Here is a 20,913-nt window from a genome sequence, read left to right as displayed (position 1 = left end):
ACGGAGATCTCGTGCGGCTCCTGACGTGAGTGGCAACGGGGTATTGTGCTGATCGTAGTTGCGCGCGCCGCTCTTATCGGTGAGTGTTCTGACGCAAGATTCAGGGAATGAGCTCAGACGTGGATGTTGGCGCCCAGCTGTTGCAAGCGGCGGCGATGATCCGTCCCTTTGGAGCCGTGGTGGTCGTTGGTGCCGGGGTCTCGGCAGCGCATTATCCAATGACCGCGCAGTTGCCGCCTCTGCTATGGCATGCGATCGAAGATGCCCCGGATGCTCTTACCGAGCTTCGCGCGCGGACGAGGGCTATCGGAAGCGCGAAGGAAATCCTCGGGTCAGACCCTGACAGGTTAGACATTGGTTGGCAGCTGGTGAGGGAGTTCCCGCATGCCCGCGCTGCGTTTCAGGTGGCCTTCGCAGCACTTGATGCGGACAGGGAACCGTCGAGTGCGCACCTTGATCTCGCTCGTCTCATTAACTCCGGTCACGTTGAGGCAGTGGTTTCCTACAACTGGGATACCTGTCTGGAACGCGCTCACGAGCGCCTGTACGGCGTTGGATTGCCGGCGGGCCTGCTGCACAAGCCTCATGGTGATGCTGCCCACACGGAAGGCATGTGGGTGCTTCCTGACGAGGACGGCCAAGTGGCCGCAGAGGTACACGACCACATCGACCGGTTGTCGGATCGTCCACGAACTCTGATCGTGCTCGGGTACAGCGGCAGCGACTTGACTGTTGTTGAGTCGCTGCTTTCCCCGCTGGAGGCTCGGTGGCCTGTGTTCCGCATTACCCCGTCGGCGGTGGGTGAGGGAGCGATTCAGCTGTCCGCCGATGCTGCACTCGCTTCCTTCGCGGCGCACCTTTTGCCGCCTCAACCACTCAGCGGGTGGAAGCACGTCACCTTTCTGCGAAGTCGAAGCTTCCTAGCTGCATTGCGAGGTGAGCGTCTTCGACCAACTGATGTGGATGCATGCCCTGAGCTGCCGGCCGCTCCGCGGCTCGCGGAACGGCTTCTCTCGTCGCGCTACGCAACTCTGTCGGGTGCAAGCGGCACGGGAAAGTCGATCACGGCTTTCCACGCTGCGCGCCGACTCAACCGTGAGGGCTGGAAGGTGGTCGAGCTGAAGCAGCCCGGAGTCGCTTCCCTAGCCGATGTTGAAGAGTTTCGGGTTCTCTCCGGTCCGGTTCTAGCTGTTGTCGATGACGCCCAAGCTATTGACCCAGGGGTTCTCGCGGAGTTCGAATCGTCTGCCGATGAGGACCATGCCGTCCTCATTGCTTCAACTGAGCGCTTGGAGGCGAGAGACGACGAAACACTGGTCGCGACGCAGGCGGTACAGGTGGTGCACGCTTACTGCCGAGCTCACCTTGACGCGGTTGGCCCGATGCTCACTCAACTTGATGATCGAGTCCGATGGTCAGTCTTCTCCGACACCCCGGAACAAAGGCTTGAGCTTGCGCTGAAGACTGCTGCTGAGCCATGGCTCTATATGTTCATCGCCTCGGGCGGTGAACGTCGTATCACCGGCGCCCTGGACCGGATGGTCGAAAATGGAAACGCAGCACTCCTCCTAGCTGTCATCTGCATTGCACAGATGACCTCTCGCGACGCCGGCGTTACAAGTGTCGAGCTTGCTTCCACGTTGGAAAGATACTTCAACGATCGGTTCTGTGTAGATGAGAAACTTCAGCAGAGACGTGTGGACGACGCACTGCTTGTCCTGATGGACGAGAAGCTCATTCGCGAGCACGACGGTCGGATCCGCGCCGCCCACATCCGCATTGCGGAAAGGGTGCTTCAAGATCTCGGGCGACGCGAACCGCACGCGATCGGCGAAGCTGTGCGCGCATTTGTGCGCGCGAATCTCCTCGATGAGTCCATTGATACCGTCGGCAAGTTCTGGCTGTTACGTACCTTTGACCGAATCGACATCTACCGCTTTCGGTGGGCGAGTTCGATCGTTGACGACGAGGTGTCGGAAAGTCTGCTGCGCCAGTGTATTGCTGCAGCCCCCGGCCGGGATCGAGGCGTCGCTCTCAACCTGCTCTGGTCGTCCGAATGGCTGCGGAAACTTTCCGACCACGCGGCCAGCAAACTTGCGGAGTGGATGATCAGTTGGCTACCAAATCTCGTCTCTGAAGAGGTCAGCGGTTTCCGATGGATGTTAAGCGGATTGCGCTCTGACCACGAAGAGGCCCATCGCCTCCTTCGCGCGTCCACCTCGGCGCAGGTGCTGGGCGAGCGGTTGTCCATTGCGGGAAGCCGTTGGGCAGCGGCAGACTGGATGCACGTCATCCAAGAGCTCGGCCCCGACCTGCGCAGCGGAACTCTGCTGAGCTGGAGCGAAGAATTCGAAGCCGGGATCAACACCGATCTCCTCTCCGGCTGGTTGTCGAACCGAGATGAGCACTCGCACCCGTTCGAAATCTACGAGCTCATCGACGAGCTAGCGTCACTAGCTCCCCGGGTGGCAGCGGTAGCGCTAGACGCCTGCGGCGCCGAGATTCAATCCGCCATTGAAAACGACATCGCGGATGCTGCCAGCAACTTCTCTGAGTGGGTTTTCGGCACGATGTGGATCGTGGCCAGCCTCGCCGACGCGCCCACAGCACACAAACACACCGAGGAATACGAGCGTGAGATCGACGAAGTCGAACTACAGGAGCTCGATGAGGCCCGCGCTGCGTTCCTGGACGCGCGGGAGCTTGGGCTTCGCGAGTTGGCCGCGAAGGCACACGATGTGATGTCAGACGTGGACTGGAAAGCTGCGGCGCAATCCCTGCAAGGGAAGACGAAGTACCAGCTGTACGATCTGGATTTACTTCTGGGCTGGCTCTCCTGCCTCTCGACCGACATTACCGACCAGATCGCGGACGCATTATCCACGGACTGGGTGATGCGCATCGTAAACGAGGCGCAGTTGGAAGAAGGCTCAGACCGGAATCCGTTTGGTGCGGTGGATCACCTGCTGTATCACGTGTGCTGGGGTGACCGTGGGCGAGCTGTAGTGCGGGCGTTCCTCCGGGATCACGAGGCGGAGATCGAAGTGTTCCCGGCCATACTGGTGGAGCCCTATCCCGACCTCGCGGCGCAGTGGCTACGTCGCGGCGCTCGCGTGGGGCTCGATGCGCCACGGGGCTCGGGGTGGCGACAGGTTACGTCGCAATTGAGGGCAGTGGCTGATGTCGATCGCAACGCGGCAATCTGCTGGCTGGGCCAGATGTCCGAAGATCTGGTCCCCTCCCTTAGCCAGCCGCAGAAGCACGACCTGAACGGCATCGGCGGGTTCATCGACCTCGCTGACGATCTAAATGCAACCGATCTCGACGCCGTCATCGGGCGCCTGAGGGCGCAAGCCGTCCGAAAGGTTTGGCAAACAAGACTGCAGGACGCCCCCGACAGCATGCGGACGCTTCTGCAGCGGGTGTCCACGACGTCCGGCGAGATCGCGGCTCTGGCCGAGGAACTGCTCGCAAATACGACCGCGCCTAGGGCCCCCGGGAGCAACTAGTTTGCCGCGCACAACACACCGTCTTGCAGACATCGCGCGTGAATAGATCCAGCAGCACGGGACGCACGCCAGCGGAAGCTACGTAGCTCAGGTGCGGCGCCCTGGAACTGCCAGCCACTCGACCGCGGCTCGCGACGTCGCCCTCAGCTGAGGGTGCTCCAGCACGATCTTCCGCTGCCGCTCGGCCGACAGACCGAGCTCGTGCAGCACGTTAAGGATCACGACCGCCGTGGTGACCTCGACGATAGCGATCAGCTCTTCGACGGAATGGTTCGGCGTTCTGCCCTCGTGTGCAAGGTCGTTGCGTGCCTGCGTCGTCCTCTTCGCCCATTGGGCGGCGTCCGGCATGAGGAGCGCGATCGCGTTCTGGCCGGGGCGCGCAGCAAGGGCACGAAGACGGTCTTGGAGGGTCGGATCGTTGCGGATGGCCCCTTTGAATCTATCCCGGTGCTCCTCGGGAACCTGCTCGAGCATCGCGTCTCGCATAGCTGTGAACTCCGCCTTGGGGAACGGTTTTTCGTCGATGCGGAGGCTGCGGTGCAGCACCTCCGCAGCACCAACGGCGGTCAGGAGGTTGTTCTCGACGAAGCTGGCCGGAGCGTAGCGCAGACCGAGGATCATGTTGGTCGCCGCCTGCAGGCGACCGTGTGCCTCACCCCAGCGGAGCATCACTTCCTTGAATGGGAGGGATTCGCACGTGAAGAACATTCGGTGAGGGTCAATCGCTTTGGCGTCGCGCTTTCCGAGCGCGACGGGCGAATAGAGCACGTGGGCACGATGGCGAGGTGCTGGGCGACCGTTTGGCAGGACGGACTCGGTCGCGGCCACCTCTAGTCGGAGCCAGATCACGCCGGCGGCGCGGTGCGTCGCCAGTGCGACCAGGTCCTGCACCAAGTTTGCCGCCTTCAGGGCGGCGCTCAGGGCGAACGGTTCGGATGGGGCGACTCGGATGGAGGTCGTGTCTCGCATGCGCCCGAGAGTGCCCCCCTTGCGCTGGTCGAAGAAGGGCAGCGTGTGAGTGTGCGCAAGGCGATAGTCGGTCCCATCGACAACTACTGATTGCGCTTCAACCGGCTTGACCGAGATGCTCCCAGTCCCGTCGATCTCGCCGCCGGACGCGCCGAGAAAGCCTTCTAATGCGGACGACCCAGACCAGAGTCCGAGGTCCTCGATCGAAACCTCGGCCGCTGAAAACACGGGGGCTTCCTCGCCACTGACGTGCACGCCAATGATCGCGATCGTCACAGTCACGGTCTGCTTATCGGGACTTTCTACCCGCGCGAACATGGTCCGACTCCCGCCGGTGGGGACGCAGCCAAGAAGGCTAATCTCGCGCTGCTCAGCCGCGCCGTGTATGACGTCCCATGTCCGGGTCCCCTCGTGGTGCGCCGTCACCCCGGGAGCAAGGTTCGACGTGACGCGGTCCTCGAACGCACCGATCAGCGAGAGTGACAGGCTGCCCGCGGCGTTGTAACGAAGCACGCCCGGGACCCGCTCGTTAGGGTCGTCCGGCCGCCACCACAGCCCAGCCCATTCGCCCGCCTCGTCGAGGTTGAGAGGGTCATTTGTCACCATGTCTGCGCTCTCCGTCCGAGTCTCACACTAGAGCTCAATCTTTCAGTCCGTTCTAAGCAGTATCTCCGGCTGTGATGCTGGGGAAGTTGCGCATCGCGACCGTCGGCTTCTGCGCCGCTCCAGGCAACGCGACACCATGAGTCTTCTGTGGAGAGTGTCTCGTATTGATGATTCCCGCAAGTGATGGGTCACAAGACTGGGCTGTGTAGCACTGGCCTCGCGATTGCAGATTCGAGTCATTCACATCTGCGCCCCTACGCCCGAGGTGAACGTCCGATAACAGCACTTATGTCCGATCGGAGCTGTGGTGCCCGGCGGCGCTGTGTGGGAACCACCCTCCGGCGAAGTCAGCAGCCGGGAAGACGTCAAACCTCCTTGATTTGACACCATCGTCAAAACAGCGCGGGACCTCGGCAGCATGCGACCCTGGCGTCACGAATTGATGCAGTGGATAGCGAAAGGCTCTACGGTTCGTATCGAAACGTAAAGTTGACCGGCGCGTGGTCTGGGATGGCCGCGATGCAGGTGCCCACCGGCAGGCTGGACAGGTCCCAGTCTTCGACGACGTAGCCCGGGGACGTGCTCTCGTTCATACCCTTGGTTCGCACGCTGGATTCAAACCGCGTGATCTTCTTGTTCTTACCGAATCGGTCTCGTACGAACTCCCGCGAACTTCCGTCGTACAAGCGAAATGCGAACACTGTGCCGAAGGATGACAGCACGGATGCGGCCATTTGGTCTCCGTACATCGCCTGTACCTGCTTGATGTTCTGGGTTCCGACGACAAATCTGAGGCCGAGCGAACGCCCGAAGTTCAAACCGTTGGACAGATGGGTCAGCTCGGGCAGAAGGGCGAATTCGTCGAGCACGAAAAACACCCGGCCAGCGGTCCGCGAGCGCGCCATCGACTCCTTCATAGCGACGTCGATCATCGTCTTGTACACCGGCGCCAACATCGTTCCGGCGGCGATATCGTACTCGAGGAACAGCGCCTTCGCACCCTTTTCGCGAACGAAACGGCGAATCGAGAAGTCCCCCGGCTGGCCGAACGACGAGCGGAAGGACTCCTGGATCACCTGCTGCATAAACGCCATTGTGGCCATGGTCGAATTACCGCCCTCTTTGGCGATGTAGTTCTTTGCCCCACGGAGATCGCCGTTGTCCGGATGATCGAGCAGCTCGTGCATCTCGGCGTGAGTCATCCCTCCCACAATCATCCGAACATCCTGATTGGACCGTGCAGCTGATTGACGGTACATAGCCGTGACCAGGGCCACGAACACGTCCCTCGCCGCATTGGCGAAGTAGGCGTTGTCGCCGGCGTTGTCGATAAGGGAGGAGAACAGGCCGTTACAAACTTCGAGGATCTCATCTTCGACAGCACGACCATGCGCCACCTCGCGGAACTCCTCAAACAGGTTCCACGACACCTGGCCTTGGAATTCCTCGGCCGTGGTCGCCGCGATCACCGCATCCCCTGGTCGGAAAAAGGACTCGTAATAATCGCCCTTGGTGTCAAAAAAGACCACGATGTCTTCCGGGGTGAGAGCTTGGCGGATGGAGGCGATCAGTGCAGACATCCCGACGGTCTTGCCAGTACCGATTCCACCGAGAAAGAGGACGTGACGGCCCATCATCGGATCACTCAGCGCGATGCCGGTGCCGCCCACTCCATGCACTCCGAACTCTGCCGAGCCCAGACCCATGTATCCGACCGCGTCCCTGAGCTCATGCCCGCTGACTACTTCTTCTGAATATGCCACTGTCTACCAATCCGGTTCTGGGTCATTGTCAACGTCGGGCTCTGGCTCAGCCTCTGCCTCTTCCTCCGGCACCGCCTCAGGCTCAGCCTCAACCTCAGGCTCAGCCTCAACCTCTGGCTCTGCCTCAAGTTCCGATCCTGCGGTAAGTTCCGACCCGGGCTCAGGTTCGGACTCGGGCTCTGGCTCGGCCTCAGGTTCGGACTCGGGCTCTGGCTCGGCCTCAGGTTCGGACTCGGGCTCTGGCTCGGCCTCAGGTTCGGGCTCGGGCTCTGGCTCGGCCTCAGGTTCGGACTCAGGTTCGGGCTCGGCCTCAGGTTCGGACTCGGGCTCTGGCTCGGCCTCAGGTTCGGACTCGGCCTCAGGTTCGGGCTCGGCCTCAGGTTCGGACTCGGGCTCTGGCTCGGCCTCAGGTTCGGACTCAGGCTTTGGTTCAGGCTCGGCCTCTAGCTCACGCGCTGCTCCGGCCTCGGGCGCGATGCCGGCTTCGCCGGGTGGCTCAGTTCCGTCTCCGGGGCCAGTCTCAATCGCGAAACCTTGCCATGGTTGAGCCCCGGGTTTGACCTCCGGACCGGGTTTTCCGGCGTACTCCCCGTTTGATACGAGCGCAGTGTTCGCTTCTGCCTCTGGTGATGACTCGGAGTTAGGGTGGAGATTCAGTTCAACTTCTATCGAAAGAGACATTTCAACCACCGGCTCGGCGCCGGCATCGGTCTCTGCATGGGACCTTCGGACGCTTGATGTGTCGGTGAGTGGCGCTGTCTGATCCGATGTCCCGGTGCCAGGTACAGACGCTGGGTCTGTCCATGTCTCGAGGCTGGAGCGGTCACTGAGACCATATGACCTTGCACCTACCGCTGTTCCATCGAGCAATTCGGGATGGGAATCGTGGCGCTCCGAACTCCCCTCGGTGGAGGATCTGCTTTCTGTGCTCTGCCCCACATTCTCGGCGGTCGTGGACACCTCGCGCAAAACAACACCATGGTCTGCTTCCGAAGTGTTCGCAACTAGTTGAGCTGAGGTAGGGCCAGTTGGCTGTTCATCCCGTGTTGCCGGTTCGGATAGGTCCCCTCCCGCTGCTTCGGGGTTCGCGTACTGGGTTTCGACGGATTGACCCGGCTGTTCCAAGATCACGACGGTTGGGGGCGCCTGCTGTACAGCGGGCGCACCTCCTGTCTCGCTTACTCCTGTCTCACTAACTCCTGCCATGTCCGCGATGCTCTTGAGGGCCACGCCCACCCTCTGCAAAGCTTCTAGTGCATCAGCTAGCGTGTTGAGCGCGTCGGCGGCTACTCGGAGAACGCCCGCAGCGGTGTTAAGGGGTGTCAACTCCGAGATATCGGACACGCCAGTCGGGATGACAGCACTTCCGCCACTGATCCCAGTCTCGATCGCCGGGTCGGCCTGCTGCAGCTCCACAAACGCGTCTTCCAACTCTCTGAGAGCCTTGCCCGCTTCCTGGAGTGCACCTCCGAGGTCTTTCAATGCCGTCATGCTGCCCGCCTTCATAGCCCGGCCTCGAAGACGCGGGTATCGCGATGCCTACTCATTGCTTTCGGACCTATCCTGCGAGCTTGCCTCGTGCCTGAACGTCAAGGATCAGCGCACCCGCGTCGAATGCGATGCGGTCCATGTTCGCGGGGTCGGCGAAGAGCTGTGCGTCGTCGGCCTTGAACACACCGAGTTCGCGAGCGATCGCCCAGATGATCACAATGACCCCCATGAAGAAGCCGAAAATCACGAAGAGCAGGATCGTCACGAGCAGCTTGGGCAGGTCGCCCTCGGCAGTCAGCGTTTGCGGAGCGTTTGGGCCCACGATCTTCAGGGTGGCGGTCGACCGCCGCAAGATGAATACGACCACAGCGCCGACGATCAGGGATGCGAAAGCGAGAAAACCAAACAGGAAACCAACGCCTTCGAAACCCGAGCCGCCAGAGAAGCCCATGTCGCCGCCAGCCAACCCGACTAGGGATGCGAGGATGATCATCCCGACAAAGTTGAAGATGACCCCGACTGCTGCGGCTACCCCGAGCGCATCAAGCCCGCTGTGCCGCCCGACCTCGACGCCGTGAATGTGCGGCACCTGATACTCCTTCGTGTGGATAGAAGAGGAGGCGAGGGACTTGGCCTCGGCAGAGTAGATGACTCGTGAGTCCGTGACGAACAGAAAGCTCGCTAGCTTGCCCAACGGGCGGCGCTTGCGGGTGATGGGGTACATACCGAGCACGGTTTCGTCCGACAGGAGGCGGAACGGGTAGCTGGACTCCGGGACGACCGGTGTAGCGGAGCCGTCAGCCGCCGCGAAACCGCCTGTCGTTGTTGTGGTCGATTCAGATTGAAACATGAGTTTGTCCTTGCGTCAGTTGGTGCGCTTGCGCGGTCGGCTATCGCCGACAGCGTCATAGTGAGCGAATAGGTTTCCGCGGATCTGGTCGGCGACTTTGTCGAAGGGCAGCGTGAACAATGAAGTTCCATGTGTGGTCTTGTGCTGGTCGGCCGGGACTAGAACAAACAACGAAGCCGAAGGCTTCGGGCTGACCGGATGCTGCGGCCACTCGACCATCGACCGTTGCGAGCCCACGTAAGGGGCACCGACACCTAGACCTAGCACTGACCCAGCCGCATTTCCCGAACTGGCCGACTGCACTCGTGAACCCGGAAGCGAGCCGAGATCCGGCGCGTCCATGGTTGCCTTGAAACGCACACCCGCGCCCTTCAACGTCGTGAAAACGTTGCGGCGGCTTCTTGCCAGAAGGAATGCCAACCCGAGGAGAACGACGAAAAGAAAGCCGATCGTGAGCAGACCCGCGAAGGTGGGCCCGCCCGCCTGGAACGCGGTCTGGGCACTTGCACCCGTGGCGATCACAGACGTTCCGGTGATTCCGCTTTTCGTCGTTAGTTCGCCCGACGAAGACGACACGGACTGCCCCCAGGGCAACGCGACAGTGGTGATGGTCTCGTCGGTGACGGCGTGCCCATGGAGTATCGAGGTCAACCCCGTGTCAATGAAATAGCTCATCTCTCGCCCGAAGAGGGTGGTCCCGTCCTGCTCGACAGCAGATACCCGGGACTCTGGCGCCCATTGCGCGTAGGCGGCGGCGAAGGTCTCTGCACCATCACCCTTGACCACCGCCGTGTATACGGTGTCGTTCTCGCCCTTGTCCAAAGTCAAGGTACCGACGCCGTTTGCCGGTTCAAACAGGGTCGTGAAGCCGTCGCCTACGAGCGCCACGGCTTCGTTTGGCACGACAAAATTCACCGTACTGGTGACGCCGCCGAACATCCCGAACTCGAAAAGGGCGTCGATGGAGGTGATGGCCGGGGCGTTTTCGAACACTACCGGGTCGCCCGCGGACGTGTCGACCTCGATGGATTCTGGGGTATAGCCGGCGCCACCCGTGAGGGTGTCCTGGATAGCGGTACCGCTCGCGCAAATGCTCTCGCAGCTCGCCACGTCGATCACGGTTGTGATTAACGTCGCGGGATCGTTCGGCGCCAATGCGGTCTTCACCGACAACTCGCTGGAGGTCCCTCTGGTCGCGGTGTCGGTGAATTTTGTGACTGCTTGTGCGTCGCCGCTGAACGTCATCTTCCAAACGCCATTGTCTACTGCGCTGAGGTCCGCGCCAGGCGGAGTCGACTCTGCAAAAAACTCGTCGTAGAGGGCTTTGTTCGAGGCGTATTTCGTGGTGGTCACGGAGTACGTGATCGTTCGCGTGATCCTGTCGGGGTCGGCGAGGTCAGTGGCCATAGAAATGCCCGCAAAGCCGTTGTCTACAACTGCCGTGTGATCGAACGAGCCTGACTGGCTGATGGATTCGCCGCCGTAATTCAGCACGGACGAGCCCATCTCGTACATGTTGCCCGCGTCGCTCTCGGCGACCACCCCATCGGCGATGAGCCCGTCGAATAGCCACTTCAGCAGGTCGTAGCTGGTGAAACTCTCCTCTATCCGGATGCCATTGAGCAGAAGAGAGTCGGTGACCGCGAAGTCAAGGTCCGCTTCATCGTTGCCACCCCTGCTGAGTAACGCCCGCGCCTTCTTCTCATAGTCAGCGGAGCTCGCGAATTCGAGCGTGAGGGTAACGGTTGCGCCACCGTCGGCGGTCGATGAGATTCCGGAGTACATCAGTTCGCCGGGTAAGTTCTTCTGAATTGAGGCGTCGATCGCGGGCGATCCGTTGCTGACAATGCCCAGGTCTTCCCCGCTGATGGTCGCGACTATGACACGCGAACCGCTTCCGTTCTCGCTGACGTTCATGGTGGTGTCGATGCGCGCACCACAGGCCGTCAGCACGACGACCGTCATGAGTGCCAGAACGGCGCCCAGCACCCGGCGCACTGGGTTCTTGCGGGCTCTCGCCCTACTTTCGGTCACTCGGTCACTCCGTTGCATCTGGCGCCTCTTGCTCGGACTATTGCCCGAAACGATGGACGCGCTCAACTGTCGATATGTCTACCTGCGTGCACAAGTCCGGGGACCGGAGTGGATACCCGGTCACGACCCATCAGATAACGGCTAACCACGGTCGAGCCGAAAAGGCTCGAATAGAAAGTGGCCTCCTCAGATGGATGGGGCCATGAGGACGCTTGAAGCCAGGAGCGCCGTTTCGTGCCATGCAAATCCGTAATTACAAGACCTTGTCGCGGTGCTATTCGAAATCTAGCACCCCCATCGAGCGAACACCGACAAAAACTCCTGTTTGGTCGATAATGAGATTTCGATCGGCGTTGCAGTACTCGACACTCGACGGCAACGGCGATTCACCGAAACCGAGAATGGTTGCGAAGAACCGAAGCTCGGAGTACTGCTATCGATGCTCGACTTACGGCAATATCGAAGAGAACGATTATCGGCCCGTGCTTTGGGGTGCATCAGAGAAACGGATAGCTATTCGTCCATTTGAACTTCGAAATCCGACAATGGTGGACGCTCGGTTTTTGAAATCGAATTGCCTTCAGCATAGGGAGTGGTGCGGCCTGGCCGCTGGTTTATGTGCCATAGCACCACGGCGATGGTGTCGCGGTGGCATTCAATCAAAGCGGGGTCCGTGGAACGAAGCTCGCGAAGCCGGCCACCGAAGCGGCGCAGGTCAATGGTTCTCCACATCGTCGAGCTGTGCGCCTTTTCGAACAATTTTTCGGCGGGGCGTCCTCTGACATCAAACAGTAGCCAAAGCACTTCGTCTGGATTGGTCAAACGGATCTTGTCATCAGGTCGTGGGACGCCGCCCTCGACCTCGACTAATCCCTCGCCCCACCACTTTCGACTCCGGTAGAGGTCAACTTGCCCGATTTCATCGCTACCGTCGGTGAGCACGGCATTGTGCACTGCGGTAGCGCCGGGATCCGTCAGCAAAACGAGCTTGTTCGCTGAAGCCTTCTGCGCGAAGTGCATATTCGCCCAAACCTTCACCTCGATCACGGCGAGGATATCCGCGTTGCCTTCTTCGTCGTCTAAGCCGATGAGCACCAAGTCGGGGCTGGGCGTTGGCCCAGGCAAGTAAGCCCGGGTGGACAAGGTCGCAGCCTTCTTCGCCAGCAATTCCACGGCAGGGTCATCTTTGGGCAGTTGCTCAAGCAAAGCTTCCATCGCGATTTTGCGCGGTCCTTCGGAAGAAAAGAGATCCCATAGAGACGCGGTAAGACCAGCTTCGAGCGGAAAGTTTGGCATGACTGAACCGTATAGGAAAGAGCACGCCCTTCATGTTGAATTCTCAATTATTGAGAGCGTTGCCGCGAGTAAGCGTCAGTCCTCAATAAACCCGTCGTTCCTCGAGCAGCTCATCGAAGAGCCGTTGAGCGAATTGAAGCGGGGATCGCGCATGCGAGCTAACTCGGAGATCGCTCCTTCCTACGCCCGCGATCCTCTTTGGCGCGTGGCAGGTCAACAGATCCAAACTCACCAGCGAGTTATACTCCGGTAAAGTTCCGCCCCAAAAGCGAGCAAAAAGTGGTGCGGATTAACAACGACCACTATTAACACTCACCTGGTCGGGTGAACAAGACGACGGGCCGCTCGACGCGTGGAGGATCAGTCGGATGTTCGCGCGCGCGGCCAACGCTCTATGCAGTCGCGCCCGGCCTTTCCCGAGGAATTGGAATTCAGACATGATCCACCAGCTCATCATCGCCCCGTCTTTTCAGGCGTTCTCGGATAAGTTCGCGGAACTCCTCACGCCTCCGTACAAGCCGAACGTCGCATCCAGCCCCGCTGAGATGAGCGTGCTCAACAACGTCCGAATGGCGTACTTCAACAATGACCAGCTGCCGATCCCGTCGTTCACCTCAGCCGAGGGCGGCACCGCTCACGTCGCACTTGCTGCAGCTCGCGAGGCTGGCATCATCGGCCGCATCATCGAAAACATTTTCGTCGGTTCGGTCGACCTTCGCCCAGAGTCCGAATCGCTTGCCGGAGACGTTCACAGCCCGCTGAACATTCTGGAGCCGGACAGCGAGTTCAACTTCAACGCCTATAAGCTCATCCTTTCCGAGGTCGAGCAGTTCATCTCCCCCTCCGAATACGAGGCGCTCGCTAAGGACTACAACTCCGGGGATGCAATCGTGATTGCCATTTCGGAGGATGTCAGCGAGGAGGAAGAGGAGTACCTCCTGAAGTCCCTCGGTTTCGCGCCCAGCAAATGATTGAGGCGGCGCCCTGACTACTCGCAATATGTGATTTAGGAAAGAAGGGAAGGGTCAGGGCGATCGCAAGATGCTGCTGCAGAGCTCGCCAAACCGACGCTCCCGATGGAATCGAACGGGTTATTTCGTGGAAGGGGCTTTCGGGCTCGCGAGAACTGCATAACGTTCACGGGCCCACATGGATTTCCCGAACCTCCCACACTGGTTGAGACAGTGCAAACTGAAGACAGTGGCAAGGGCCGGTCCTGACGAGAGTCGGGGCCGGCCCATTTTTCTTGCGGTTTTTGGGGTGCGGAGCTGGACGCTGGGATGGCGGCGCTCGCCGGGGCGGCGTTGTTGGCGTGTGCGCCCGTACGTCGCGTCTGCGCCCGGTCGTGCGGGGGCGGATGCTCCGTACGGGCGCAGACGCCGGAATCGCTCAGCTGATCGACGCGCGCAGCTCGGCCCGCACATCAACACGCGCGGTCCAGTCGCTGCGCACATCGCGCCGCATCACATCGACAAGGTCGCGGGCGATCGGGGCCACAATCCCCTCCCCCAGCCCCTCGACGGCCGGCTCGTTCTCGGTCACGACGTCATAGAACGCGAGCTCGTTGGTCTTGAACGGCGGGCTCGCAACCGAGCAACCGTCTTGTCGAACTACCCGTCGAACACTTCCGCGCTGGCGAAGGCCGCGTCCTATGGCACCGTCATCACCAGAGTTGCTGGGCACTCATCAAAGATGACCCGATTTACAGATGGTGTCGCTTCCGCGCGAAAGCGCGCCTCGATTCCGAAGCAGGTGAAGACCGCGCTCGGGCCGTTGTAAAAAGGACCCTCATCGGTGGGTTCGTCGGACCGAGGTCCAGAGCTGATGAACACCGAGAGCTTCGCAATCGATTCGGTAGAGGAGAGGTCGTAAAGGACCACCCCGCCGTCCTCCAGCCTGAGGTCCGCTGCCGATGCAGCTGCGCCGTCCCAACGCACGCCGCCGACATCATCGAGATACCCCGTCGGCTCGTTTGCGACCGGTACGAAGAGAGTTCGAGATACGGGGTCTTCGAAACTGGCGACCTGCCGCCAAAGGACGCCATCGATTCCGCTGTGGTAACCCTGATATTTAGTGCTGCACCCGGCCAGAGCTGCAGCTGGCACGATGACGCAAACCATGGCCGTTTTCCACTTCGACCTGAGAATTCCCGTCTTGTTCAGTCTCGCATGGCGGCCACACTGCTCGCAGTTCCGCGGTCGCGATGTCTTCGTATTGGGATCACTTGACGTTGCGGTTGAGGGATTCGACGCCGTTGCGCATTCCGTTCGCCGCGCGCCATTCGTCCGAGCCCCAGGGGAAGTACTGCTCTTGAGCCCGCCGGCGTTGGGTCTCAGTCTCGACCGGTTCGAGGATCGCGCCGAGCTGTGGGCGCTGCTGGCATCCATCGACCTAGCGGCCGCCGAAGCGGACTGATTCACGTCGCTGGCGCGCTCAGATGAGCACAATCTCGAGCGGCGTGCGCACGCACGGCACCCGCTCGGCGTCCCGGTATCCGTCACCGCGCAGCGACTCCCCGGTGGCCAAGCGGCGGTTCGTCGACACCACGACGCGGCCGGCGCTGTTGACGATCGTGATGGCGGAACCGAGCGTCGCGAGTCGGGGTGTGAGGTCGCGCTCGACGGTGTCGATGAGCAAGTCGAGTCCCGTGACGCCGACGAATTCGTCGTCGATACTCACCGGAGCGGCCACCGTGATCGTGTACTCGTCGCTGCACAGGTAGTCGACGTAGGGCCCCGCGATGTGGGCCTCTCCCGTGAGCATGGGCACCCGATACCACTCGAGTTCGCTGTAATCGATGTTGCCCTTGTTGATCGCCTGGTTGGCGAGGGTCAGTCGGGCACGCTGGGGCCCCTGCCACCAGGCAAGATGACTGGCGGCGTCGGCAAGCGAGTCGAGAGCAGCGATGAAGCCCGCGCCGTAGACGGAGATGCCGGGGGTGTCGAGGGTCTGCCGCGCGTACGGCGCCACAAGTTCGTCGAGTCGCGACGTGGTGAGCGGCCCGGAGCGCCTGGCCGCGGCGATGTCTCGCGCGATGTCAAGCTGCCACGCTTCCAGCGCGTCGAGGGCATCGGCGAAGTATCCGTCGACGGCCGAGACCGCGCGGGACGCGACCGTGGTGACTTCTGCCGTCATGGCGACCTCCTCGCTGCGGGTCGCGCCCGGGCGCGGATCCTCGGTGAATGGGATGCTACACAGTCCTGGGATCGGGCGCGCGCACTCATGATCCGGCCAGCTCCGCCTGGCGGTCGATCAGCCGGTCGACGGCTTCCGTGATCGATTCCCGGACCAGGCTGGTCGCAGCAGCCGAGTCTGCCTCGGAGACCGCGTCGAGCAGGGCGAGCAGCTGGCTGCGGCTGCGATCGCGATCGGTCTCTGACGCATCGACGAGTGCGAGGAACGGCGAGAACTCCGCCTGAAGGCGCATCTGCTCACGGGTGAGCCTGGCCGACTGACTGAGCGCGGAGATCTCGAGGTGTGCGTCGTCGGCCAGCCGACGCCACACGAGCGGGTCGTTGCCGGTGAAGCGATCGAGGCGGCCGCGGATGTGCATGATCTCGCTCGGGTCGGCCCGCTGCGCGGCCAGCGCAACGCAGGCGCCCGTGACCGCCAGGTAGTGCGCGGCGAGGTCGCGGAGGGCAACCCGCGACATATCGCGCAGCGCTTGCGTGCCGAATTCGGCCGCGTTGGCCGTTTCGACGACGAAACTCCCGCCATTGCGCCCGCGGCGGGTGACAACGAGCCGACGATCGCGCAGGGACTGCAGTGACTCCCGAGCGGTCACCGGCGCCACGCCGAACAGCTTGGCCAACTCGGACTCGGCCGGGAGCTTTGTGCCGGGGGCGAGCACTCCCCCGGTGATCGCCTCGGCGATGCGGCGCTCCACCAGCGCAGCCCGTCCGGCGTCGCCGATGGGCTGGAACACGGCACTCTGCAGGCGGGAGGGCTGACCCCGTCGCGAGGGCGTCGTCGTGGATGCGGGCACGGCATCATTCTGCCCCACCCGGTCGCGGGTGCCGTGACGGGCGAACCGGGAAGTTAACACCCTTGAAACTAAACCTATGGAACTATATGTTTGTTCCCAACCTCTGAGACCACCGCCGTTCCAAGGAGTCATCGACCAATGACACAGTCTGGCCGCGCACTAGCGCCAGCAGCATCAGCCGCTCCCCCCGCCACAAAGGGCGTCAGCCTGCACTCCCTCACCAAGGCGTTCGGGGATGTCGTCGCCGTCGCGGAGCTCAACCTGGAAGTTCACTCCGGGGAGTTCTTCTCCATGCTCGGTCCCTCCGGGTCGGGCAAGACCACGGTGCTGCGCATGATCGCCGGCTTCGAAGACGCCACGAGCGGCACCATCGAACTCGACGGCGTCGATGTCACCCGCATGGCCCCATTCGACCGCAACGTCAACACGGTCTTCCAGGATTACGCACTGTTCCCGCATCTGACGATCGCTGAAAACGTCGGCTATGGCTTGCGGGTCCGCAAGATGGCTAAGTCCGAAACGGCGGAACGGGTCGAACGGGCACTGCAGCAGGTGCGCCTCGCCGACACCGCAGACCGACTGCCCCACCAACTCTCCGGCGGGCAGCGGCAACGTATCGCCCTGGCCCGCGCGCTCATCCTGCAGCCCAGCGTGCTGCTTCTCGACGAGCCGCTCGGGGCGCTCGATAAGCAGCTTCGCGAAGAGATGCAGGTTGAGCTCAAGCAGATTCAGCGCGAGGTCGGCATCACCTTCATCTTCGTCACCCACGACCAAGAGGAGGCCCTCACCCTCAGTGACCGCATCGCCGTGTTCAACAACGGCCGCATTGAACAGGTCGGCACACCCAATGAGGTCTACGAGTTTCCCCAGACCGCGTTCGTGGCGGGATTCCTGGGGATCTCGAACCTCATCGCTCCCGCCCACGCCAGCATCATCACCGGAATCGACAAGCTCATCAGCGTGCGCCCGGAACGGGTTCGGCTCGCAGATGCGACATCCGCCGTCGCCGCCGACGAGACCTCCGTGCTCGGCACCGTCTACGAAACGGTCTACACCGGCCCCGCGACGCGGTACATCGTCGAGACCGCGTCCGGCCTGCGCCTCACCGCAGAACGCCACAACGACCACCACCCCACAGCCGCGGCGGCCTTCCGCCGCGGAGAAGCTGTGCGGGCCATCTGGAAGACCGACCACGTGTCGATCGTCCCCTGAGCCGACTACGACCCGAACGATGCACCATCCCTGCACCACACATCACTAGGAGAGTCACATGAAGAAGAAGTACATGCTGCTTCCCGCCATGGCGGCAGCGGCAACGCTCGTGCTCGTCGGCTGTAGCAGCGCGGGCGACACGGAAGCCGGCGGCCTCAGCATCGAGGTCCCCGACGTGCCGATGGTCGAGGAGCTCGGTGAGGCCGAGGGCGAGGTGAACATCGTCGCGTGGAGCGGGTTCGTCGAGCCGGCGTGGTCCGACCAGTTCACCGAAGATACCGGATGCGTCGTCAACCGTCGTGTCGCTGGCACCAGCGACGAGATGGTCACGCTCATGCGCACCGGAGACTACGACCTCGTCTCCGCCTCCGGCGATGCGAGCCTGCGCCTGATCGCCGGCGGCGACGTCGCGCCGATCAACATCGACCTGATCCCCAACTTCGGCGACGACATCGTCGAGGGCATGAAGGGCCAGATCTACGACACGATCAACGGCAAGAGCTACGGCATTCCGATCGGCCGCGGTGCGAACATCCTGCAGTACAACAGCGAGGTCGTCACGGAGACGCCCACCAGCTGGGATGTCGTGTGGGAGGAAGACAGCCCCTACGCCGGAGAGATCACCGCCTATGACGCCCCGATCTACATCGCCGATGCCGCCGTCTACCTGATGACGCACGAGCCCGACCTGGGCATCACCAACCCGTACGCGCTCGACCAGGAGCAGCTTGACGCCGCCATCGAGCTGCTCAAGACGCAGAACGGCATTGTCAGCGAGTACTGGGCCGACCCGGTCGCCCAGATCACCTCCTATGCCGGAGGAACGTCTGTCGTCGGCACCTCATGGGAGATCCTGCGCAAGCTGACCGAGGATGAGAAGTTCAAGAGTGTGCTGCCCGAAGAGGGTTCCACCGGATGGTCGGATGCCTGGATGATCTCGGCCGAGTCGAAGAACCCGAACTGCGGCTACCTGTGGATGGACTACACCAGCTCCGCCGAGGTCAACGGCGCGATCGCGATGGGCTTCGGCATGGCTCCGGCCAACGCCGCCTTCTGCGAGACCAGCGACGAGGCGGCAGCGCACTGCGAGTACTTCCACGCCACCGATGAGGAGTACTTCAAGAACGTGTGGTTCTGGACCACGCCGATCGAGCAGTGCATCGACGGCCGCACCGACGTCACGTGCACCAATTTCCAGCAGTGGACGGATGCCTGGCTCACCGTCAAGGGCTAGCCGTCTTCCGGCGGGGCCCCGACTGGGGCCCCGCCACCCCCGCCACCCGCATCCGCAAGCACCAAAGGAATAACCGTGACCAGCACAGTGCCCCGCGTCACGACGGCCGAGCCGGGCCGCGTCGCGGCCGCCGGCAGCAAGCCCATCTCGACACGGCTTCACCGCAGCCCGCGGCTGCGCCTGCTCGGGCTGCTGGCCCTCCCGATGACGTGGCTCGTCGGCGTCTACATTTTCTCGCTCGTGATGCTCCTGATCACCGCGTTCTGGCGCACCGACCCGTTCACCTCCAAGGTCGTTCCGGGATTCACCCTCGACAATTTCATCAGGCTGGTGGAGAACCCCGCCTACCTCTCCACCTCGCTGCGAACACTGTCCATCGCGCTGCTGGTGACGCTACTCAGCGTCGTATTCTCCATCCCGCTGGGCATCTTCATGGCGAAGGTGGCGTCACCGTGGCTGCGCGCCTTCCTGGCCGTCGCGATCACCCTGCCCCTCTGGGCCGGATACCTGGTGAAGATCCTCGCGATGCGCATCACGTTCACTGAGAACGGCTTCTTTAACTCGGCCCTCGAACCCCTCGGCATCAGCGGTCCGGGATTCAGCTACACGACCGTGGTGCTCACCCTCACCTACCTGTGGTTCCCCTACATGGCGCTGCCGGTCTACACCGCTGTGCGCCAAATCCCGGCCAACCTCTTCGACGCGTCGGCCGACCTCGGGGCCCGCAGCTGGACCACTATCCGCACCGTCGTCATCCCCCTGCTCAAGCCCGCCGTTATCGCCGGCTCGATATTCACCTTCTCGCTCAGCCTCGGCGACTACCTCGCCGCGAAGTTCGTGGGCGGGTCCACCCAGATGATCGGCAGCATCATCGCCTCGAACATCAACCTCAACCCGCCCATCGCGGCCGCCTTCTCGGTCGTACCCATCGTTTTCGTGCTGGTCTACCTGTTCGCCGTTCGCAAGACCGGCGCACTCGACCGGATGTAGGAGCCCGCTTTGCTGAGACTCACCCGCGGAGCCAAGATCGGCCTCGGAGCCATCGTCGCCGTCGTGCTCACGTTCATGTACATCCCGCTCGCTCTGGTCGTGCTCAACTCGTTCAACGCCGCCCGAATCGCGAGCTGGCCGGTGACGGATTTCTCACTCAACTGGTGGGTGGTCGCCTTCACCAGCGAGCCCATCCGTGCCGCCCTTCTCAACTCGGTCGTCGTTGGCCTCGGCGCCACCGTAATAGCACTCCTGCTCGGCACGCTCACCGCGTTCGCACTGCAGCGCTACAGCTTTTTCGGCAAGCAGACAGTCAACCTGCTCGTCGTGCTCCCCATTGCGCTTCCCGGGATCGTCACCGGTGTCGCGCTGAGCAACACGTACAACAACATCCTCGAACCTGTCGGCATCCAGATCGGGTACTTCGGGATGATCGTCGCCCACGCCACCTTTTGCATGGTCATGGTGTTCAACAATGTGCTCGCCCGTCTGAGGCGGATGAGCCCGAACCTGCAGGAGGCCTCGATGGACCTCGGGGCCGGACTCTGGCAGACCTTCAGACTCATCACCTTCCCCCAGTTCCGTACCGCCTTCGTCGCCGGTGGGCTGCTGGCGTTTGCCCTCAGCTTCGACGAGGTCGTGGTGACCATCTTCACGGCACCTCCGGGAGTGGATACGCTTCCGCTCTGGATCATGAATCAGATGGCCCGCCCCAATGAGGCCAGCGTCGTCAACGTCGTTGCCACCGTCATCATCCTTGCGTCGTTCATTCCCGTCTATGTGTCGCAGAGGCTGTCGCGCGCTGAAGACGAAGACTGATCCTCACCCTCCAGTCCTCGGGGAACACCATGACTCGAATCCCCACCGCACCGGCTCCGACCAGCCCAATGCTGAGGAACTTCATCGGCCGAGAGCACATCGCGTCGACGTCGACCTGTAGATGTCGGTCGCTGTGGGGGGCGGGTGGAGGTCCG

General features: G+C 62.1%; 16 protein-coding genes. 6 read left to right on the top strand and 10 right to left on the bottom strand.

Annotated elements, in window-relative coordinates:
- The first annotated feature begins 107 nt into the window (after nucleotides 1-107).
- Nucleotides 108-3,509 carry an SIR2 family protein gene (locus tag BHD05_RS11220; RefSeq protein WP_161886505.1) on the top strand — a complete coding sequence of 1,134 codons (3,402 nt, stop codon included), beginning with the start codon at nucleotides 108-110 and terminating at the stop codon, nucleotides 3,507-3,509.
- 87 nt (nucleotides 3,510-3,596) lie between these two features.
- Here BHD05_RS11220 and BHD05_RS11215 read toward each other — a convergent pair whose 3' ends face one another.
- The 6 genes from BHD05_RS11215 to BHD05_RS11190 all read right to left on the bottom strand — a co-directional run bounded on the left by BHD05_RS11215 (nucleotide 3,597) and on the right by BHD05_RS11190 (nucleotide 12,518).
- Complete coding sequence (locus tag BHD05_RS11215) at nucleotides 3,597-5,084, bottom strand: ApeA N-terminal domain 1-containing protein (protein WP_161886504.1); 1,488 nt, start codon at nucleotides 5,082-5,084, stop codon at nucleotides 3,597-3,599.
- A 464-nt stretch (nucleotides 5,085-5,548) separates the two neighbouring features.
- On the bottom strand, nucleotides 5,549-6,754 hold the full coding sequence (locus BHD05_RS11210; protein WP_161886503.1) for a type IV secretory system conjugative DNA transfer family protein: 1,206 nt from the start codon (nucleotides 6,752-6,754) through the stop codon (nucleotides 5,549-5,551).
- Between the two features lie 96 nt (nucleotides 6,755-6,850).
- Nucleotides 6,851-8,338, bottom strand: a complete 1,488-nt coding sequence (locus BHD05_RS15770) for a hypothetical protein (RefSeq protein WP_202614203.1) — start codon at nucleotides 8,336-8,338, stop codon at nucleotides 6,851-6,853.
- A gap of 67 nt (nucleotides 8,339-8,405) precedes the next feature.
- Nucleotides 8,406-9,188, bottom strand: a complete 783-nt coding sequence (locus BHD05_RS11200) for a hypothetical protein (RefSeq protein ID WP_161886502.1) — start codon at nucleotides 9,186-9,188, stop codon at nucleotides 8,406-8,408.
- A 15-nt stretch (nucleotides 9,189-9,203) separates the two neighbouring features.
- Complete coding sequence (locus tag BHD05_RS11195; protein ID WP_161886501.1) at nucleotides 9,204-11,222, bottom strand: hypothetical protein; 2,019 nt, start codon at nucleotides 11,220-11,222, stop codon at nucleotides 9,204-9,206.
- 513 nt (nucleotides 11,223-11,735) lie between these two features.
- Nucleotides 11,736-12,518 (bottom strand): hypothetical protein, encoded by a 783-nt coding sequence (locus tag BHD05_RS11190; RefSeq protein ID WP_161886500.1) that lies wholly within the window; start codon nucleotides 12,516-12,518, stop codon nucleotides 11,736-11,738.
- Nucleotides 12,519-12,955: 437 nt separating this feature from the next.
- Between BHD05_RS11190 and BHD05_RS11185 the strand changes: the two genes are divergently transcribed.
- Nucleotides 12,956-13,489, top strand: a complete 534-nt coding sequence (locus tag BHD05_RS11185; RefSeq protein WP_161886499.1) for a hypothetical protein — start codon at nucleotides 12,956-12,958, stop codon at nucleotides 13,487-13,489.
- Between the two features lie 418 nt (nucleotides 13,490-13,907).
- Here the strand turns inward: BHD05_RS11185 and BHD05_RS16160 are convergent, their stop codons facing one another.
- The 4 genes from BHD05_RS16160 to BHD05_RS11165 all read right to left on the bottom strand — a co-directional run bounded on the left by BHD05_RS16160 (nucleotide 13,908) and on the right by BHD05_RS11165 (nucleotide 16,503).
- Nucleotides 13,908-14,060 (bottom strand): type I restriction enzyme endonuclease domain-containing protein, encoded by a 153-nt coding sequence (locus BHD05_RS16160; RefSeq protein ID WP_202614202.1) that lies wholly within the window; start codon nucleotides 14,058-14,060, stop codon nucleotides 13,908-13,910.
- Nucleotides 14,061-14,167: 107 nt separating this feature from the next.
- Nucleotides 14,168-14,638 carry a hypothetical protein gene (locus tag BHD05_RS11175; RefSeq protein WP_161886497.1) on the bottom strand — a complete coding sequence of 157 codons (471 nt, stop codon included), beginning with the start codon at nucleotides 14,636-14,638 and terminating at the stop codon, nucleotides 14,168-14,170.
- A gap of 313 nt (nucleotides 14,639-14,951) precedes the next feature.
- Nucleotides 14,952-15,653: a cache domain-containing protein gene (locus BHD05_RS11170; RefSeq protein WP_161886496.1), complete on the bottom strand. Its 702-nt coding sequence runs from the start codon at nucleotides 15,651-15,653 to the stop codon at nucleotides 14,952-14,954.
- 85 nt (nucleotides 15,654-15,738) lie between these two features.
- The gene (locus BHD05_RS11165; protein WP_236966512.1) at nucleotides 15,739-16,503 is read right to left on the bottom strand and encodes a FadR/GntR family transcriptional regulator; all 765 of its coding nucleotides are present in this window, start codon (nucleotides 16,501-16,503) and stop codon (nucleotides 15,739-15,741) included.
- Between the two features lie 138 nt (nucleotides 16,504-16,641).
- On the opposite strand from BHD05_RS11165, the gene BHD05_RS11160 reads away from it, so the two are divergent.
- The 4 genes from BHD05_RS11160 to BHD05_RS11145 all read left to right on the top strand — a co-directional run bounded on the left by BHD05_RS11160 (nucleotide 16,642) and on the right by BHD05_RS11145 (nucleotide 20,758).
- Nucleotides 16,642-17,715 (top strand): ABC transporter ATP-binding protein, encoded by a 1,074-nt coding sequence (locus tag BHD05_RS11160; RefSeq protein ID WP_161886494.1) that lies wholly within the window; start codon nucleotides 16,642-16,644, stop codon nucleotides 17,713-17,715.
- Nucleotides 17,716-17,773: 58 nt separating this feature from the next.
- Nucleotides 17,774-18,949, top strand: coding sequence for an extracellular solute-binding protein (locus BHD05_RS11155; RefSeq protein ID WP_161886493.1), 1,176 nt, complete (start codon nucleotides 17,774-17,776; stop codon nucleotides 18,947-18,949).
- Nucleotides 18,950-19,024: 75 nt separating this feature from the next.
- Nucleotides 19,025-19,939, top strand: coding sequence for an ABC transporter permease (locus tag BHD05_RS11150; RefSeq protein WP_236966511.1), 915 nt, complete (start codon nucleotides 19,025-19,027; stop codon nucleotides 19,937-19,939).
- 9 nt (nucleotides 19,940-19,948) lie between these two features.
- Nucleotides 19,949-20,758, top strand: a complete 810-nt coding sequence (locus tag BHD05_RS11145) for an ABC transporter permease (RefSeq protein ID WP_161886492.1) — start codon at nucleotides 19,949-19,951, stop codon at nucleotides 20,756-20,758.
- Nucleotides 20,759-20,913 lie beyond the last annotated feature (155 nt).

Source organism: Marisediminicola antarctica (assembly GCF_009930795.1).
Lineage (GTDB): Bacteria > Actinomycetota > Actinomycetes > Actinomycetales > Microbacteriaceae > Marisediminicola > Marisediminicola antarctica.
Note: the sequence above shows the minus strand (reverse complement) of the source record. Positions and strands in the feature narration are given on the sequence as shown.

Coding starts and splice junctions, on each gene's coding strand:
- BHD05_RS11220 (WP_161886505.1), top strand. CDS start 108: ATGAGCTCAGACGTGGATGTTGGCGCCCAGCTGTTGCAAGCGGCGGCG.
- BHD05_RS11215 (WP_161886504.1), bottom strand. CDS start 5,084: ATGGTGACAAATGACCCTCTCAACCTCGACGAGGCGGGCGAATGGGCT.
- BHD05_RS15770 (WP_202614203.1), bottom strand. CDS start 8,338: ATGACGGCATTGAAAGACCTCGGAGGTGCACTCCAGGAAGCGGGCAAG.
- BHD05_RS11200 (WP_161886502.1), bottom strand. CDS start 9,188: ATGTTTCAATCTGAATCGACCACAACAACGACAGGCGGTTTCGCGGCG.
- BHD05_RS11190 (WP_161886500.1), bottom strand. CDS start 12,518: ATGCCAAACTTTCCGCTCGAAGCTGGTCTTACCGCGTCTCTATGGGAT.
- BHD05_RS11185 (WP_161886499.1), top strand. CDS start 12,956: ATGATCCACCAGCTCATCATCGCCCCGTCTTTTCAGGCGTTCTCGGAT.
- BHD05_RS11175 (WP_161886497.1), bottom strand. CDS start 14,638: ATGGTTTGCGTCATCGTGCCAGCTGCAGCTCTGGCCGGGTGCAGCACT.
- BHD05_RS11170 (WP_161886496.1), bottom strand. CDS start 15,653: ATGACGGCAGAAGTCACCACGGTCGCGTCCCGCGCGGTCTCGGCCGTC.
- BHD05_RS11160 (WP_161886494.1), top strand. CDS start 16,642: ATGACACAGTCTGGCCGCGCACTAGCGCCAGCAGCATCAGCCGCTCCC.
- BHD05_RS11155 (WP_161886493.1), top strand. CDS start 17,774: ATGAAGAAGAAGTACATGCTGCTTCCCGCCATGGCGGCAGCGGCAACG.